The organism is Candidatus Nitrospira nitrificans, from assembly GCF_001458775.1.
GTDB classification, from domain to species: domain Bacteria; phylum Nitrospirota; class Nitrospiria; order Nitrospirales; family Nitrospiraceae; genus Nitrospira_D; species Nitrospira_D nitrificans.
Genome location: NZ_CZPZ01000032.1, coordinates 180,182 through 195,040, shown reverse-complemented (window position 1 = coordinate 195,040; position 14,859 = coordinate 180,182). Strand labels below are relative to the sequence as shown.

Sequence of the window (14,859 nt, the reverse complement as noted above, 5' to 3'; positions counted from 1 at the left end):
TGCCGCTCCCACTGGCAACGCCAGCCGCATGAACAAGCGCCATATCATGGGCATCAGCCCCGTGGTGCGATTCCACGGACGAACGAGCGAGGTGTTACCTTGAAAAGCCGGCGGCCCTTCTTCAGCGCGTTGTCTTGCAGATCGCGCCGTCGGCGGCCGATATCGCGGGTAATGGCGGGTCGGATCGGATGAGGTGAGTCGAGCTTCTCCAATCGCCCTTCGAAGACTGCGAGATCGTGGTCCGTGCCAAGGAGGTCGGCCACCTTCTCCGCGCGCTCGACAAGTCTCTTCACGCCGTTCGCCTCGTGTACCTTCCATACCGCCATCGCTTGGCCCAGGTATTTCACTTGCTTGCGCCACTCGTGAAGATTTTCGGTCGTGGGATCGGCGCAAGCGATCGCAAGGGCTTCGCGTCCTCGCCGGTAGACCCTTTGCAATCCCCTGCACACCGATGCCCTATCAGACTGATCGAGCCGCCACTTGCGCATGCGCGCGGCAGCGGCAACGAGGCGCGCCACACTTTCCCTGGCGGCATGCATCACGCGCAATTCCGCGCGAGCCTCACGCCGGGCCTGTTCCAGCGCTCGGCGCACTTTCAGGAGCAATTTTCGACGGGCGCCGCGCCCCACCCCGCTGGTCATCGTATCTGCCGTCTCGCGAAGAACCGCAGCGTCGCGCACTCCGCTCAGCGGCCGCGCGGCGTCGCGCAATGCGGCGTTCTCACGGATGTACGCCGCGTTGCCGACTGCGTCCCGCAGTAGACGCAGATTCGCGCGGGCCCGCTTGAGTTCTTTGCGCGCGCGATGGATCTGCTCGTCTGAAGGATCACGCGCGCGGAGCGCCTTGACCGCCGTCTCGACGTGGCGCAGCAATTCCTCGCGCACGGTTGCAGCTTGTACGGTTCCATTCGCAGCCTGTCGCTTCATGCCCCTACCTTGGCGCGCCGGCGGCGATCGCCCGGCGCAGGATGCGCTCCGCTTGCGCGGCGCCGAGGCGGCGCGATGGTTGGAATCGCCGGTTCTGGGCAGCATTATAGGAAATGAAAAAGTGCTCAATCTGCTTGAGCCTGGTTGTTCCGAGCTCCGAAAGCTCCCGCATCGCAGGCTTGTTGGCCATGGTCTGCGGCACACCGACGAGCCGGTCGTTGGAAATCGTGCGCCCCTTCTCGGTCTGGGATGCGACAATGACGCCTATCAGGCGCACCGTGATGAGGCAGCCCGGGAATGCCGGCTCCTCCATGACCACGAGCACGTCGAGCGCGTCGCCGTCTTCACCGCGCGTGCCGGGTATCGAGCCGAAATCGTAAGGAAAGACGTGTCCGGCAGGCAGTATGCGCGACAGCTTGAAACAGCCCAGCTGTTCGTCGAACTTGAACTTGTTACGGCTCCCGCGGGGCGTGTCGATGACGACGTTTACCAGTCCTGTTTTGGGTTCCCGAGGCGGAATGTTCTCAAATGGCGTGGTCATGCAAACTCTCGACGCAAAAACAGGGCCGATTTCTTGGCTCGATCGATGGCCTTCTGGGAACCGGATTGGAGGGCGATCGCCATCATTACTCTCCTTTCTGTTCTTCGGCCAGGCTGCGATTTTTCATTCGCCGGACCAGTTCTTCGTGGGAATCAGCTCGAATGATCCGGTCGAATTGGCTTCGGTAATTTTTTACCAGACTCACCCCATCAATCACGAGATCATAGGCATACCATCTTCCGTCCTTTTTGATCAGACGATAATCGAGAGGATAATTGGTCTTGCTGGAGACCAGTTTGGTCCGAATTTCCGCATAGTCACCTTCCAACCGCTCGCCGAGATATTCGACCTGTTCCCCGCATAGTCACGAATTTTTACCGCATACCGGTCCGAGAGAAACATTTTAAACGAGTCGACGAACTCCGTTCGTTCCGTCTCGGTCAGACGGGCCCAGTGCGAGGCCAGCGTTCGTTTGGACATTTCTCGATAGTCGAACCTGGTCGCCACAATCTCTTCAATGCGCCGCCGTTTCTCCGACTCTCGCAACTTCGGATCGTCCAGTATGGCAAACACGTCGGAAAGCGTCGCCTTGACCACGGCCAGCGCAGACTCCGATCCTTGCTGGAGCGCCGCGACGCTCCATGTGGGCACGCCTACCATCACCAGCAGCGCGAGAACGACCATCCCCGACCGGCTCGCGAGGAGAAATCGCGCCGAGGGCCTGAGGCATCGATATCCGCACATAGGCAATTCTCCCTTTTCTCCTCCGAAGTTATTCAATGATCCAGAGTGCCAAGCCCTTCGCTCCGGCGGCAGAAGAATGGTGTTCGCCACGTCGTCCACAGCCAAAATTCCAGGGAACCAGGCTCTTGCCGAAGCCGACAGGCGCCAACGCCTCGCCGGCACGCTCAAGAAGCGGGTCTAGGCCCATATCGTATTAATCCGTGGTATAGCGCTCGAATTGCTCTGTTTTGGGCTGAGAGGCGCGCTGTTGCACATCGCGTGGAATCACCCCGTCATCGAGCACCGTCTTGATACGCAGCAAATCTTCTTCCAGCAACGTTTTGAAATCGCCTCCAATCAAGCGCGCGATGCCATGGCCGATGATGCCGGCGACAGGATTGTAGGTGATCCTCAGGTGCATGGTCGTGGTGCCGTCTTCGTTGTCATGAAATTTCAAGACTCCGGCATGTTGCACGAGTGAGTCAGGCTCCGTCCGCCAGGCAATTTCCCGATTGGGAACATAGGTTGTGATCACGGCGTTCCAGACCGTCTCGATCCCCGCCGGTCCGATGACTCGCCAGCGCGAACGCCTTTCCCCCTGTTCGAGCACTTCCCGCACATGCGTCGTGTATTGTGGAAACTCCGCATACCGTGCCCAGAATGCAAACACGTTCTCGATCGGAGCCGCGAAACGAATAGTCTTATTCACATCGACAGCTCGATGCCCGGCCCACAGTCCGGTGATCTGTTTCCATGGTCGGTTGACGAAGGCGCGGAGGACGGCACCCGAGCCAAGTCCTGCGAGTACCATGCCGGATATATCCCGCCGCATGATTCCGTGGACAGCCAGCGCGGTGCCGGCCAATCCGACTGACGTCCGCGCAGTCGGTGACCAGTTTTCTTGCCGGAGTTCAAAGCGATCACCGCCTAGAACATGACCGTGATCGCCTTGTAATCCTGGAACGTCACGGAGCTTCTCATGCAGTTCCAGACGGTTTTCAACGTCCTTTACGCCGTTGACACGGCCGACACCATCGAGCAAGCGGTCCACCTCGCCCGAAAGAATCCGGCCTCGCAGCACGACTCGGCCCTGTTCAGCCTCAACCTCGATATATCGAGGATATCGAACCAGACCTCCTAGTTTGGCTCGCACCCGTTCGACAAGAATAGTATCGTCGACCAATCGGCGGTCGAACAACGCTTTGACCTCGGCAAGGAGCCCTTGCCCACGGTTGCGCGCATCACCCCACGTCGTCGCCATTCCATCCTGTATCCGTCGCGCCGATCGCGCAAGCCGAGCTCGAATCAGCGCTCGGCGGCGTGCCCCCGTTCGCGGATCGAACAAGTACATACATGTGGCCCCTGCGCCGGCCGCTGCCAACATCCTCCATTGATGGTGTCGTTGCCGTTCCACATGCCAACTCCTTCCCTCTGCGGTTGGTGTGACACGTTGTCGATTTCGGCGTACTGAGATGCGTGACATGACAATATTACACCTCCATTCCAGTAGCCCAACATCGACGTCTGGATGAACCGTGAGATCCCGACTGATTCCGCGATATCGGCGCTCTTGATTCAAGGGAGCACATAGTGTTCGCATCCTATTTGGGAATCGACGGCGTCCGCGGCAGTCGTGGCTCAGCCGGAGGAATGGGTTCGGCCTTGGGAGGCGGAACCGGAGAAGGGGGCAACGGCTCCGGCCTCGGAGCAGGGACCGGCGACGGTGGAATCGGCTCCGGTTTTGGTAAAGGAGCGGGTGGAATCGGCTGTGGCGGTAAGGGATCAACCACCATGGAGGATTCGACAGGAGTGGCTACCGATGGCCGGAATCCAAAGAGGACGACTAAGCAGATGAGCCATATCATTCTAGCAATGTGCATATCGTGTTGTAGGTTTTAGCACCATCCAAAAGTAGAAGATTTGATCCTCCACCTAGCTTGTGCGCCACGTGAGCTCACTCGGCCTGGCGGCTGTATCGGTCGTTGGAGGCGCCAGGCTTGAATTCTTGAATGTCCGGCTGGTCCGAGAGACCTTTTCTGAACGGGCCTCGTCGCGAAGGACGGCGTCGATTGGCCCGACGCTCTTCGATGGAGAGCCGCATGGCCTTCAGCTTCTTGGATTTGTTCCGTCCGCCTTTCTTCTTACGTTGTTTGTTATTGGGCATATTGTGACTCCTTCCCGGATGTATTCTTTCTCGTGGATTGTCCCATTCGGCAAACCGGTGATGACACTGGTGAAACCTCTGGATTCGATCGGACATTGATAAAAGCAGCAGGCTAGGGAACCCCCGAGAGCAAGGTGCCCAACCTTGGTACGATCCCCCCGGCGCGTCCAGATATGAGGAGTGGGCGACATGAAAATCAAACAGATACCCATTGACTCCGATCCCGACGAGCCGTTTCGGCTTGCCCATGACTGTTCCTTCTCGTAGCTTTGCAACTCGCCTGATACATTGCCTCAAACATTGAATGACCGCCGGTTAGGGGATGTCGATCTTCCGGTCTCTCGTTCGACAATTGAGTAAGAACAGTTTTCATCGTCAATCTCTGGACGAAAAGGAGAAGCGCCGATGTCCACAAACAATACTGTCCGCCTGCATCGGGTCTTGGCCGCCAAGCCGGAAAAGGTCTATCGGGCATTCCTCGATGCCGATGCCATGACCAAGTGGCTGCCACCCAACGGCTTCACGGGCAAGATGCATCAGATGGATGCGCGGGTCGGAGGCAAATTCAAGATGTCGTTCACCAACTTCACCACCGGCAAGGGTCACTCCTTCGGCGGCGAGTATCTCGAACTCGCGCCCCATGCGCGTCTTCGCTACACGGACAAGTTCGACGATCCGAATCTGCCGGGAGAAATGCGGGTTACGGTCACGCTCAAGGAAGTGTCGGTCGGCACGGATCTCAGCGTTGAGCAAGAAGGGATTCCGAAGGTGATACCGCTCGAAGCATGCTATCTGGGTTGGCAGGAATCGCTACGGAACTTGGCGCGACTCGTCGAACCGGACATCAAGGATTAGCTCGAAGGAGTCATCGACAAAGCTCGCTTGCCGAGTGATTCTTCTGGAGGGCGAGCTGCGACTACACGCCGTGGCAGATGGTTGAACAGGTCCGCCGTCGCCCGGCGCGATCGTGGACAACTCCTCATAGGCTAGAGGTTTCGAGAGTTGTATCGATGGCTGGCCGTTGTTTGACTGGAGAGGGCGCAGCGGTGCGGTGCATGAAGTTTTTCAGAGCGGCACTGTCGCCACCAGTGCCGCCGTGACCATCGAACTGAATCCTACGATCAAAACCACGTACTCGGAGGTGAGTGATGGCGCGTCTATATGATCACATCGATCTCCGGGTGCGGAGCCTCACCGAAGCACGACCATTTTATGAAGTGCTCTTGCCCGCGCTCGGTTTTACGCGCTATGCCCCCTTTCCAGACTGGTTGACGTATCAGGCCGATAAGACCGATGGCGCGACGGAATTTTTCGGGGTGACCGAGTCACCGACGCATATGGCCAATGAGTGTCGCGTCGCGTTTTGGGTGGACAGCAAAGAACAAGTCGATCGGCTGGCGGCGATTCTCAGACAAGCGGGCGCACGGAACATTGAAGGTCCCATGTCGTACGACGATGTGAATTACTATGCCGTCTTTTTCGAGGATCCCAGCGGCAATCGCCTGGAAATCTGTCATCGCACGGGCAGGTGAGCCGGCATGAGTTGAACGAAAGGAGAGACCCATGGCGACCAAAGTCAACCCCATCCCCGATGGCTATCGTACCGTGACGCCGGTCCTCATTGTTCAAGAAGCGGGGAAGTTGATCGACTTTTTGAAACAAGCGTTCAATGCCAAAGAAACGTACCGCCTCGATGGTCCGAACGGGACGGTACTGCACGCGGAGATGAAAGTCGGCGATTCCATGGTGATGATCGGTGAAGCCACCGACCAATGGAAGCCGATGCCTGCGACGGTCGCGCTGTATGTGGACGACGCAGATGGCTGGTACCGACGCGCGCTGCGCGCCGGAGCGACCTCGGTCAGAGAACCGAGCGATCAGTTCTATGGAGACCGCAGCGCCGGCGTCAAAGACTTCTCCGGCAATCATTGGTGGATTCACACACATATCGAAGATGTGCCTCACGAAGAAATCAAGAAGCGCGCCGAAGTATGGATGAAGCAACAGAAGGGCTGCTGACAAGGAGCATACAAGCCTACAGTCGAGACTTGATAGCCTAGCTATAAGGAGGCCGCCATGCGTTTCATAGCTCTAGCAATCACCACGTTATGCGTCGTGCTCACCGTCTCGCCTGGCTTCGCGAAAGAGAAGAAGCATGAGAAACCGATGGACCCCCAAGAGATGATGGACGTCTGGAAGAAGCTGGCGACACCGGGTGAGCCGCACAAGCTGTTCGCGACATTGGCCGGCAGCTGGACGACCCAGACCAAGGAATGGATGGAGCCGGGCAAGCCACCGACCGAATCCACCGGCACCGCTGAGATGAAGACGCTGCTCGACGGACGATTTCTCTATCAGGAATACAACGGTCAGATGATGGGGCAGCCCTATTCGGGAGTCGGCATCGACGGGTATGACAACCTGACAAAGAAATATGTCACGGTCTGGATCGATACGATGGGCACCGGCATCTTCTTCATGGACGGCACGGCGAGCCCGGACGGCAAGACCATCACGTTGCGAGGGTCGCACCCGGAGCCTGGCGGAGGACAGATGCGTCATCGCGCCCTGTGGAAAATCATTGACGACAACAGTCAGACATTCGAGATGTACGGTGCCCACGGCAAGGAAAAGGAAATGAAGTTCCTGGAGATCGTCTACACGCGGAAAGAATAGGCCATTTCACAAGGAGTCGATGGTCCGGCGTCAGCGAGGACACCCCGCGAGCCATGACATGTAGTCCACTCAACAGGAGGCATCTCGCGCTGACACCGGATTATCGACGGCCCAGACGCAATGAGGGAAGGAGGCCGGATTCCTTATTATGCGTTACGCGGCAAGGCCACGCGCCGCCTTCACCTGCCGTTCTGCTTCCAGCCAATGCTCCACATCTTTCCCCTGCTGGAACCCGCTTCGCTCATACAGGGCATGGGCGAGTTCGGCGATTCGTTGATGCATAGGCTCCCCTTCCTCCGCCTGATCCTTCGACCTGCCGTTGGGAAATCCGGCTGAAGACGCTTCCGGCCGACCAACTCGGCCGGAGCCAAGTGTCCCACCGGCCTTGACCGCCGATGCGCTGCGCCCATTAGTTTTTGCTGCCCTGTTTTCACCGCTCACCCGACGCGCCATACCCCCTCCTACATCTGTGACAATTTTTCGCATCTCCCTTGCCAAGGGGACGGCCCCCTCGACACCTCTTCGTTCGCATTGTACCCCGATCAGCCCTCCCTACCACCTTCTTCATGGATTTCAGAATCCGTCCTCGGCCCCACAACAGCGGATTGGTCACCGATCGTCTTGACGCGCCGTCTCTTCGCGCTGTTTCACGTTTAGAACGGACGATACATTGCGGGTAGTATCACGTGCGCTCATGTGGTAGCGTAAAACATATCCACACAACTACGGCTGGAATCGGTCGCCCGCCTCTCGCATTCGTCCCGTGACCCATTCCGGTCTACACACAACCCACTTCTCACAGGGAGGTTCCTATGAGACGCGCATTCCTATTTTCTTCATTCTGCGGTTGGAGCGTCATTCTGTTCCTGTCTGCGGCTTGTGTCTCAGCAGGAGATACCAAGAAAGGAGCATCGGCCATGACAGTCTCGCACGGAAAACAAGTCACACTACAATACACACTGAAGCTGGACGATCAATCGGTCGTGGATTCCAACGTGGGCGGAGAGCCGTTGAAATTCACGCAAGGCCGGCACGAGGTGGTTCCTGGACTGGAGAAGGCGCTCGAAGGCATGGCGACAGGAGAGAAAAAGAACGTCACCCTCACGCCGCCCGAAGCCTACGGCACGGTCGACCCTCAAGCGTTTCAGGAGGTGGACAAGAAACTGCTCCCGCCTGACTCTCTGAAGGTGGGGACACAACTCGAAGGAAAAACCGCCAATGGACAAAAAGTCTTTCCGCGGATTTCAGAAGTGAAGAACGAGACAGTGGTGCTCGATTTCAACCACCCGCTCGCCGGCAAGACACTCCACTTCGACGTCAAAGTGCTGGACATCGCGCAAGCCTCGTCGAAGTAATTCTTTAATTCTTATCGACCTGGTGCGGGGCGCTCACCGCTTCGCACCAGCCGTGCACATACCCTGCTGGATATCATCAAGCTCACAGGACCCCGCTCAGCCGTACTTCACGACACAGAGGGCGCCTTCTCATCTCCAACCTTTTTTTCTCTGAACACGTGGGTGATGTAAGATTCAACCTCTTCACCGCTGAGTTCCTCGACTCGAGTCGCGAAGGTCGGATAGGCCTGGATATGGGTGTGGTTGGCGTAGACTCCGCTCAACTGTAGAAAATGCCAGCCTTCGCTCTTGAGTGATTCAGTCATCCGACGGTAGTGTCGCCATCGCTCCCCGTAGCGAAAGAACTCCTCGACAGCGGCACTCAATGCCACGACAAGACTGACGATGAAGGTGAGCGTTTTGATGAGAGATGTAACGTCATCGCCGACGTTCAGGCTGACCAGCGCCGGCACGATCACGCCGCCGATGATCGTCGCCAGGCGTAGCCTCCGATACCACCACACGGACTCCTTCGCCTTCCCATCCATCCAAATGACCAATTCCAACCACCGCGCCCGCATAAACTCCTTGTTCAGCTCCGGCAACTCCAAGGCCGCGATAAGCTTGTCCATCTCGGCCCGCATATGCTCATGGCCGGTTGTCTCATTCATATTGTTCATACGCTCCTCCACTGAGTCGTTCATAACAAGGGAAGGCCATGTGGTTCCTACGGTCTTTGTGTTGAATCGCCGGAAGTACCGACCCAACGGATTGTCGCTCAGCATCTGGATGGGCTGATCGTAGATGAAGCCGATCACATCGACACTGCCCTCAAGCCGACAAGAGATGATCATCCTACTCATGCTCCCGACACCCCGCGAGTCTCTTCACTCAAACCTCACCCTTCATCTCCATCCCCTCAGTAATACCAGCGCCCGCCCAAGCAGAGTGGCCCTATCTCCCTGTAGCAGGTGCAAAGACCTATGAACCGACAGAGCAAGGATCTATGCTGAGAGAAGGAGGGAAGGTGGCGATGAGACCATGTCGCCATAATGAGGCACCACACGAGATACGATCTATATCCGTACAGATACCATAAGTGGGCGCGGTTACGGAACCAGGGCCTACCTGCCTGAGGCCACGATCGTTCTTCGCTGGAACCAATGTTGTCCGTCTTGTTAGAATGATGAATCCTGTATACAATACAGCATCTACATGGCACAGGAGAACCCATGGCTATCCGGCTGAACATCACGATGGACGACGATATCTACGCGAGACTCAAGAAGGAAGTCCCTCCTAAGAAGCTCAGTGCGTTCATTTCCTCCGCTGTTCGAGCAAAACTCCATCCCGATACAAAATCTCTTGATGCAGCCTATCGTGCCGCTCGGAAAGAGAGTTGGCGGACCAAACTGGAGGATGACTGGAAAAGCACGGAGGACGAAGGATGGCCAGAGTGAGAAAGCTGGCCCGTCGAGGTGATGTCTACTGGGTTGTACTGGACCCGACAGTCGGATCTGAAGTCAAAAAGACCAGACCTGCTGTAATCGTCTCGAATAATTCTTGCAATACGTTTGGCTCTCGGGTCGTGGTTGTGCCGCTTACCAGCAACGTGGATTCACTGTATCCAGGTGAGGCTATGGTTGTTGTTGACGGCAAGCCGGCTCGTGTCTTGGGCGATCAGATCCGATCTTTGGATAAATCACGATTGCGGTCGAGGATCGACACGTTAAGCCACGATGAGCTGGCGGCTGTGGAAGATGCGGTTCGCATTACGCTCGCCTTGCGGCCTTGAATAGGATTGTTCTTCCCTCAGCCTGGTTTTCCGGCTCTAACTCGCCCTTCTCACCACCAAAATTCCGTCCCGAATCGTGACCAGTACGGCGGTCACGTGGGAATCGGCTGAGACGGTACGGTTCAGTTCCTGAATCGCGGCGGTCGATTCATCCGGCGGTGGTTGTGTCAACACCTCGCCGCTCCACAATACGTTGTCGATCAAGATCACCCCCCAGGGAGCGAGCAAATCGAGCGAACGGCGGTAATAATTGAGGTAATTGGTTTTGTCCGCATCGATGAAGATGAGATCAAATTGATCAGTCAGGGTCCTCATTGTCTCCAGCGCCGGGCCCATCCGAATGTTGATCTTGTTCCCGAATGGAATCTGCGCAAAATACCGTCGAGCCACCGCCGCTGACTTCTCGTTGATCTCGCAGGTGATCACCGTTCCATCTGCCGGCAAGGCCTCGGCAAAGCAGAGGGCGCTGTAACCGGTGAACATCCCGATTTCGAGCACCCGCTTGGCGCCCACCAGCTGCGTCATCATTTTGAGAAACGCCCCTTCCAAGGGACCGACCAGCATCTGAGGATACTCCATGGTCCGATGGGTCTCTTCGCGAAGCGCGCGACAGACCGACGACTCCGACATGGAATGGGCCTCTGCATAGGCTTCGATTTCGGGTGGAACCAGTCTGTTCATTGGGATTCTCTTGGATGGTTTGAAAAACGCGTCGCCCCTTGCGTACACTGCGCCCGAGGACCGAATCACGGACGCGAATCTTAGCACAGTGAACCGGAGGTTGAATTGAAAACACTCGCCACGTTGGCCCCCCTCACCGCCAAGCTGCTGGAAATTCAGCGCATCAATAGCGCCGCCTCGGTCCTCTCGTGGGATCAGGAAACCTACATGCCGGTCGGCGGAGGGGAAGCGAGAGCTGAACAGATCGCCGTGCTCCAAGGCATCGCCCATCAGAAGCTGGTCTCGCCGGACGTGCAATCGCTCTTGTCGCAATGGGTGGACCCTGGCACTGGGCAAGCGTCGGACCAAGGGAGTGAGACCTGGGATGAACCGTCACGCTCCCTCTTGCGAGAAGTGTGGCGGGATTTCAGCCGAGCCCAAAAGCTGCCATCGGATTTCGTGGTCACGCTGAGCCGTGAATGCTCCCTCGCGCAACAGGTCTGGGCCGAAGCCAAGACGAAGAACATGTTCTCTCTGTTTTTGCCGAATCTCCGAACGATACTCCGGCTCAAGCGCGAAGAAGCCGAATATCTCGGCTATCACGACTCGCCCTATGACGCCCTGCTGGATGTCTATGAACCAGGCGCGACCATTGCCAATCTCCGACCGGTGTTTGCCGCACTCAAGGCCCGCCTGGTGCCGTTGCTCAAAAAGATCACCCAGAGCCGGGTCCAGATCGACGATAGCGTTTTGCACCACTCCTACGATCACGCCCGACAGCTGGAGTTCGGACGGCTGGTCTTGACGGCGATGGGATATGACTTCGAGCGTGGCCGTCTGGACCTGTCGGCCCATCCCTTCACCACATCGTTTCATCCGACTGATGTGCGCGTGACCACCCGTGTTCATGAACATGAATTGCAATCCTGCCTCTTCAGTTGCATCCACGAAGGAGGACACGGGCTGTACGATCAAGGATTGGATCAACGGCATTTCGGCACTCCGTTAGGTGACTCGGTTTCCCTCGGTATTCATGAGAGTCAGTCCCGCCTGTGGGAAAACTGCGTGGGACGTTCGCGGCCGTTTTGGCGCTTCTTCTACCCGGTTTTACAACAGACCTTTCACGACCAGCTGCGCGGCGTGGAGATCGACCGGTTCTATGCCGCGATCAATTGCGTCAAGCCATCGTTGATTCGCGTGGAAGCCGACGAGCTGACCTACAATCTCCACATCATGCTGCGGTTCGAGATCGAGCAAGCCCTCGTGGAAGGCCAGACTCAACCCGAGGACTTGCCGGCGATCTGGAATCAGAAGATGAAGGACTACTTGGGAATCGTTCCGCCTTCCGACGCGGAAGGCGTGCTGCAGGACGTGCACTGGTCATTCGGCGCGTTCGGCTATTTCCCCACCTATACCTTGGGCAACCTCTACTCCGTGCAATTTTTCGAACAGGCGAAGCTGGAGATCCCGCAACTGGAGGATGAGATCGCAGCCGGCCGATTGTTAAGCTTGCGCCGGTGGCTCGAGCAGAAGATTCACCGTTGGGGTCGCACGTTCACGCCGGCCCACCTCGCCCAGCGCGTGACGGGATCGACGGTGAGTCCCGATCCCTTTCTCAACTATGTGGAAAAGAAATACGGCGAGCTCTACCAACTCTGAGCATCGATGACAGGTCGGCTGTCATACCCCATCACGGCATTGAGCTTTGTGACGGTAACCTGAGGCAACGTAAATTCAGCCTGCACCTCGATCCGATGCGGCACGAGCAACGTGGTGTGGAACACGATATCGCGAATGGGAATCTTGAGCTCAGGGTCTTGGGGCGTGCTCAGCTGAACCGACTCGACGGAATTCGTGATCGTGCCGCTATCTTGCGGTCCATAGGCCGCGACGACGGCATCGAGGATGTCTTTGACCTTTTCATTGGCCTCCACCCCGTTGATTGCACGCAGGAGTAAAGGAATCGCTTCCTCCTTGGCCTGATCCGATACCGTGAAATTTTCGATCCGGCCTTTCCGGCGGAGGGAGGTCAGGTCATTATCGAGATCCTTGCTGAACGCGCCGTACGCAAAGCGAAAGAATTCAAAATGGAACGCTTTCAGACCTTTGGCGAAGGTTTGGAGCTCACACAGAAAACAGAGCTGCTGCAGCTTGACATCGCTCAGTTGTCCAAGTGGCTCAACGAGTTGCAGGACATACAGGAGCAGGGCACGATCGACGGCAATCTGGTTGGGCGTTCTCACGGTCTCCTCGCTATGCGTGAAGATTTCACTATAGCCAGCCGGAAACGCAACCGTCAAAGGCGGAGGGATTTTCAGATCGATTTGCAGAAACACTCTTGACCCGCCGCTTCATTTCGTCTTTAATCCCCGCTCCAGGAGGAGCAGCCTCATTACCATGTCCAAACATGTCAAAGAAATGGGTGTCCTGAAGGAACACCTCGGGAAGCACCAGCTGAAGTTCACACGCCAGCGTGAACTGATCCTCGACGCATTCCTCAAGCAAGAGCATATTACGGCCGAGGAGATGTACCACCAACTGGCCCGCAAGGATCCGCACTTGGGTTTGGCAACCATCTACCGCACGCTGAATCTCTTCTGCGAAGCCGGTCTGGCTCAAGCCCGCCACTTCGGGACTCAAACGCAGTACGACAACATCTCGCACAAAGGCCACCACGATCACCTCATTTGCACCGGCTGCGGAAAGATTGTGGAGTTTGAGAACTGCGACATTGAGCGCCTCCAGGAAGAGGTGGCCTCCCGGAACGGCTTTACGATCCAAACCCACCGCCTCGAGCTCTACGGTCTCTGTTCCCGCTGTCGCCAGTGACGCTCCCCGCAGCTTGCTCCGGGGGGGCATCACGCGTTGACCTCTGGGTGGGCTTCTGGTATTCTTGTATTGAGACGGCTTATCAATTTCACCTCACCTTCTTCCCAACATTGAAATAAAAGGTTCAATCATGCGCCTGTTCCAACACCGTTCCTCTCGTGCCACGGCCCTTGCCCGTCGACTGAGGGCCTTCGGCGTTTCAGCCGCCTGTTTTCTGATGCTTTTCGGGCTGATCATGCCGACCGTCACCTCTGCCGCCGACAAGTTGACCGTCTACTCCGGACGGGCTGAACGATTGATCAAGCCGGTCTTGGATGCCTTCACGGCAAAGACCGGGATTCAAATCGAGTTACTCTCCTCCGGTACCACCGAGTTGGTGAACCGGATGAAAGCCGAAGGAGACCGCAGCCCCGCCGATGCCTTCATCACCAATGATGCCGGCAGCTTGGAAATGGCCCGCACGGCGGGACTCTTTCGCCCGTTGAACATGCGGGAAGTCGAACGGGCTATTCCTGCTCAATTTCGCGCGGCGGACAACAGTTGGATCGGCTTGTCAGGACGGTTTTGGATCGTCGTGTACAACACGACACTGGTGAAGCCTGATCAGATTAAGTCGCTGCTGGACTTGGCTGATCCGATGTGGAAAGACAAGATCGCTGTTCCCAACGCCGGCAGCGAATATCTGCAGGCAGGCGTCTCAGTGATCCGAGCCAGCCTCGGCGACGATCACACCAAGAAATTTCTTGAGGGCATTCGGGACAATGCCGGCACGCAGGTCTACCAAAAAAGTTCGCAGATCGTCGACGCTGTCGCCAAGGGTCAGGTCGCCATGGGAATCGTGAATCACTATTACGTCTACCGCCATCTCGCCGCGCAACCGGCTGCCCCCCTGGCGGTTGTCATGCCCGATCAACAGGAAGGGGGCATGGGGGCCATCATGAACGTGGCGGGGATCGGCATCTTGAAACACACACCCCGTGTGGAAAACGCCAAATTGCTCGTGGAATTTCTCGTGGCGCAAGCAGGTCAGAAGATGTTTGCGGACCTCGACAAGGAATACCCGCTCCACCCAGAAGTGAAGGCCGACCCCATACTGGTCGAGCGGAAGAGCTTCCGGGCAGCCTTAGTCCCCTTGACCAAGCTCGCCGAACTCCGAGAGCCGACGTTGCTGCTCATCGAACAAGTCGGGATGCGGTAACGCCGCGAGCGCC

At 57.2% G+C, this 14,859-nt stretch carries 19 protein-coding genes and 1 pseudogene; 10 read left to right on the top strand and 10 right to left on the bottom strand.

Going from position 1 to position 14,859, the window contains the following annotated elements; translation table 11 throughout:
* Nucleotides 1-53 precede the first annotated feature (53 nt).
* From COMA2_RS16350 to COMA2_RS19910, 6 genes and pseudogenes are all read right to left on the bottom strand, one after another.
* A complete protein-coding gene (locus COMA2_RS16350) occupies nt 54-926 on the bottom strand; it encodes a CHAD domain-containing protein (protein WP_175304670.1) in 873 nt (290 codons plus the stop codon).
* Between the two features lie 4 nt (nt 927-930).
* Nucleotides 931-1,467 (bottom strand): inorganic diphosphatase, encoded by a 537-nt coding sequence (locus COMA2_RS16345; protein WP_090900754.1) that lies wholly within the window; start codon nt 1,465-1,467, stop codon nt 931-933.
* An 85-nt stretch (nt 1,468-1,552) separates the two neighbouring features.
* Nucleotides 1,553-2,127: pseudogene (locus tag COMA2_RS16335) on the bottom strand (MlaC/ttg2D family ABC transporter substrate-binding protein).
* Between the two features lie 112 nt (nt 2,128-2,239).
* Complete coding sequence (locus COMA2_RS20315) at nt 2,240-2,398, bottom strand: hypothetical protein (RefSeq protein ID WP_175304669.1); 159 nt, start codon at nt 2,396-2,398, stop codon at nt 2,240-2,242.
* A 6-nt stretch (nt 2,399-2,404) separates the two neighbouring features.
* A complete protein-coding gene (locus COMA2_RS16330) occupies nt 2,405-3,604 on the bottom strand; it encodes an SRPBCC family protein (RefSeq protein WP_175304668.1) in 1,200 nt (399 codons plus the stop codon).
* 540 nt (nt 3,605-4,144) lie between these two features.
* On the bottom strand, nt 4,145-4,354 hold the full coding sequence (locus COMA2_RS19910; RefSeq protein ID WP_139077431.1) for a hypothetical protein: 210 nt from the start codon (nt 4,352-4,354) through the stop codon (nt 4,145-4,147).
* Nucleotides 4,355-4,759: 405 nt separating this feature from the next.
* On the opposite strand from COMA2_RS19910, the gene COMA2_RS16315 reads away from it, so the two are divergent.
* The 4 genes from COMA2_RS16315 (at nt 4,760) to COMA2_RS16300 (ending at nt 7,030) form a co-directional block, all read left to right on the top strand.
* Entirely contained in the window at nt 4,760-5,209 is a 450-nt protein-coding gene (locus COMA2_RS16315; protein WP_090900735.1) for an SRPBCC family protein, read from the top strand.
* 293 nt (nt 5,210-5,502) lie between these two features.
* Nucleotides 5,503-5,886 carry a VOC family protein gene (locus tag COMA2_RS16310; protein ID WP_090900732.1) on the top strand — a complete coding sequence of 128 codons (384 nt, stop codon included), beginning with the start codon at nt 5,503-5,505 and terminating at the stop codon, nt 5,884-5,886.
* A gap of 31 nt (nt 5,887-5,917) precedes the next feature.
* The gene (locus tag COMA2_RS16305; RefSeq protein WP_090900729.1) at nt 5,918-6,373 is read left to right on the top strand and encodes a VOC family protein; all 456 of its coding nucleotides are present in this window, start codon (nt 5,918-5,920) and stop codon (nt 6,371-6,373) included.
* 57 nt (nt 6,374-6,430) lie between these two features.
* Nucleotides 6,431-7,030 carry a DUF1579 domain-containing protein gene (locus COMA2_RS16300; protein ID WP_090900727.1) on the top strand — a complete coding sequence of 200 codons (600 nt, stop codon included), beginning with the start codon at nt 6,431-6,433 and terminating at the stop codon, nt 7,028-7,030.
* A gap of 153 nt (nt 7,031-7,183) precedes the next feature.
* On the opposite strand, the gene COMA2_RS20565 is transcribed toward COMA2_RS16300, so the two are convergent.
* Nucleotides 7,184-7,483 (bottom strand): DUF2934 domain-containing protein, encoded by a 300-nt coding sequence (locus COMA2_RS20565; RefSeq protein ID WP_217490790.1) that lies wholly within the window; start codon nt 7,481-7,483, stop codon nt 7,184-7,186.
* A 464-nt stretch (nt 7,484-7,947) separates the two neighbouring features.
* Here COMA2_RS20565 and COMA2_RS16290 point away from each other — a divergent pair, with 464 nt between their 5' ends.
* Nucleotides 7,948-8,385: an FKBP-type peptidyl-prolyl cis-trans isomerase gene (locus COMA2_RS16290; protein ID WP_175304667.1), complete on the top strand. Its 438-nt coding sequence runs from the start codon at nt 7,948-7,950 to the stop codon at nt 8,383-8,385.
* Nucleotides 8,386-8,492: 107 nt separating this feature from the next.
* Here the strand turns inward: COMA2_RS16290 and COMA2_RS16285 are convergent, their stop codons facing one another.
* Nucleotides 8,493-9,227, bottom strand: coding sequence for a DUF4231 domain-containing protein (locus COMA2_RS16285; RefSeq protein WP_217490789.1), 735 nt, complete (start codon nt 9,225-9,227; stop codon nt 8,493-8,495).
* Nucleotides 9,228-9,596: 369 nt separating this feature from the next.
* On the opposite strand from COMA2_RS16285, the gene COMA2_RS16280 reads away from it, so the two are divergent.
* Both COMA2_RS16280 and COMA2_RS16275 read left to right on the top strand, forming a co-directional pair.
* The gene (locus COMA2_RS16280; protein ID WP_090900719.1) at nt 9,597-9,824 is read left to right on the top strand and encodes a hypothetical protein; all 228 of its coding nucleotides are present in this window, start codon (nt 9,597-9,599) and stop codon (nt 9,822-9,824) included.
* A complete protein-coding gene (locus tag COMA2_RS16275) occupies nt 9,812-10,159 on the top strand; it encodes a type II toxin-antitoxin system PemK/MazF family toxin (protein ID WP_090900717.1) in 348 nt (115 codons plus the stop codon). Before COMA2_RS16280 ends, COMA2_RS16275 begins: the two co-directional genes overlap by 13 nt.
* A gap of 36 nt (nt 10,160-10,195) precedes the next feature.
* On the opposite strand, the gene COMA2_RS16270 is transcribed toward COMA2_RS16275, so the two are convergent.
* A complete protein-coding gene (locus COMA2_RS16270; protein ID WP_175304666.1) occupies nt 10,196-10,840 on the bottom strand; it encodes an O-methyltransferase in 645 nt (214 codons plus the stop codon).
* A 105-nt stretch (nt 10,841-10,945) separates the two neighbouring features.
* Between COMA2_RS16270 and COMA2_RS16265 the strand changes: the two genes are divergently transcribed.
* Entirely contained in the window at nt 10,946-12,478 is a 1,533-nt protein-coding gene (locus COMA2_RS16265; protein ID WP_090900715.1) for a carboxypeptidase M32, read from the top strand.
* On the opposite strand, the gene COMA2_RS16260 is transcribed toward COMA2_RS16265, so the two are convergent.
* Nucleotides 12,466-13,062 carry a hypothetical protein gene (locus tag COMA2_RS16260; protein WP_090900863.1) on the bottom strand — a complete coding sequence of 199 codons (597 nt, stop codon included), beginning with the start codon at nt 13,060-13,062 and terminating at the stop codon, nt 12,466-12,468. The two genes, COMA2_RS16265 and COMA2_RS16260, sit on opposite strands and share 13 nt — an antisense overlap.
* 154 nt (nt 13,063-13,216) lie before the next feature.
* On the opposite strand from COMA2_RS16260, the gene COMA2_RS16255 reads away from it, so the two are divergent.
* Together COMA2_RS16255 and COMA2_RS16250 are read left to right on the top strand one after the other, a co-directional pair.
* Nucleotides 13,217-13,648, top strand: coding sequence for a Fur family transcriptional regulator (locus tag COMA2_RS16255; RefSeq protein ID WP_090900712.1), 432 nt, complete (start codon nt 13,217-13,219; stop codon nt 13,646-13,648).
* A 130-nt stretch (nt 13,649-13,778) separates the two neighbouring features.
* Nucleotides 13,779-14,846, top strand: coding sequence for an extracellular solute-binding protein (locus tag COMA2_RS16250; protein WP_245631066.1), 1,068 nt, complete (start codon nt 13,779-13,781; stop codon nt 14,844-14,846).
* Nucleotides 14,847-14,859: the final 13 nt, after the last annotated feature.

Excerpts from the sequence above, each read along its gene's own strand:
- COMA2_RS16350 (WP_175304670.1), bottom strand. The coding sequence starts at position 926 with ATGAAGCGACAGGCTGCGAATGGAACCGTACAAGCTGCAACCGTGCGC.
- COMA2_RS16345 (WP_090900754.1), bottom strand. The coding sequence starts at position 1,467 with ATGACCACGCCATTTGAGAACATTCCGCCTCGGGAACCCAAAACAGGA.
- COMA2_RS20315 (WP_175304669.1), bottom strand. The coding sequence starts at position 2,398 with ATGGGCCTAGACCCGCTTCTTGAGCGTGCCGGCGAGGCGTTGGCGCCT.
- COMA2_RS19910 (WP_139077431.1), bottom strand. The coding sequence starts at position 4,354 with ATGCCCAATAACAAACAACGTAAGAAGAAAGGCGGACGGAACAAATCC.
- COMA2_RS16315 (WP_090900735.1), top strand. The coding sequence starts at position 4,760 with ATGTCCACAAACAATACTGTCCGCCTGCATCGGGTCTTGGCCGCCAAG.
- COMA2_RS16310 (WP_090900732.1), top strand. The coding sequence starts at position 5,503 with ATGGCGCGTCTATATGATCACATCGATCTCCGGGTGCGGAGCCTCACC.
- COMA2_RS16305 (WP_090900729.1), top strand. The coding sequence starts at position 5,918 with ATGGCGACCAAAGTCAACCCCATCCCCGATGGCTATCGTACCGTGACG.
- COMA2_RS16300 (WP_090900727.1), top strand. The coding sequence starts at position 6,431 with ATGCGTTTCATAGCTCTAGCAATCACCACGTTATGCGTCGTGCTCACC.
- COMA2_RS20565 (WP_217490790.1), bottom strand. The coding sequence starts at position 7,483 with ATGGCGCGTCGGGTGAGCGGTGAAAACAGGGCAGCAAAAACTAATGGG.
- COMA2_RS16290 (WP_175304667.1), top strand. The coding sequence starts at position 7,948 with ATGACAGTCTCGCACGGAAAACAAGTCACACTACAATACACACTGAAG.
- COMA2_RS16285 (WP_217490789.1), bottom strand. The coding sequence starts at position 9,227 with ATGAGTAGGATGATCATCTCTTGTCGGCTTGAGGGCAGTGTCGATGTG.
- COMA2_RS16280 (WP_090900719.1), top strand. The coding sequence starts at position 9,597 with ATGGCTATCCGGCTGAACATCACGATGGACGACGATATCTACGCGAGA.
- COMA2_RS16275 (WP_090900717.1), top strand. The coding sequence starts at position 9,812 with ATGGCCAGAGTGAGAAAGCTGGCCCGTCGAGGTGATGTCTACTGGGTT.
- COMA2_RS16270 (WP_175304666.1), bottom strand. The coding sequence starts at position 10,840 with ATGAACAGACTGGTTCCACCCGAAATCGAAGCCTATGCAGAGGCCCAT.
- COMA2_RS16255 (WP_090900712.1), top strand. The coding sequence starts at position 13,217 with ATGTCCAAACATGTCAAAGAAATGGGTGTCCTGAAGGAACACCTCGGG.
- COMA2_RS16250 (WP_245631066.1), top strand. The coding sequence starts at position 13,779 with ATGCGCCTGTTCCAACACCGTTCCTCTCGTGCCACGGCCCTTGCCCGT.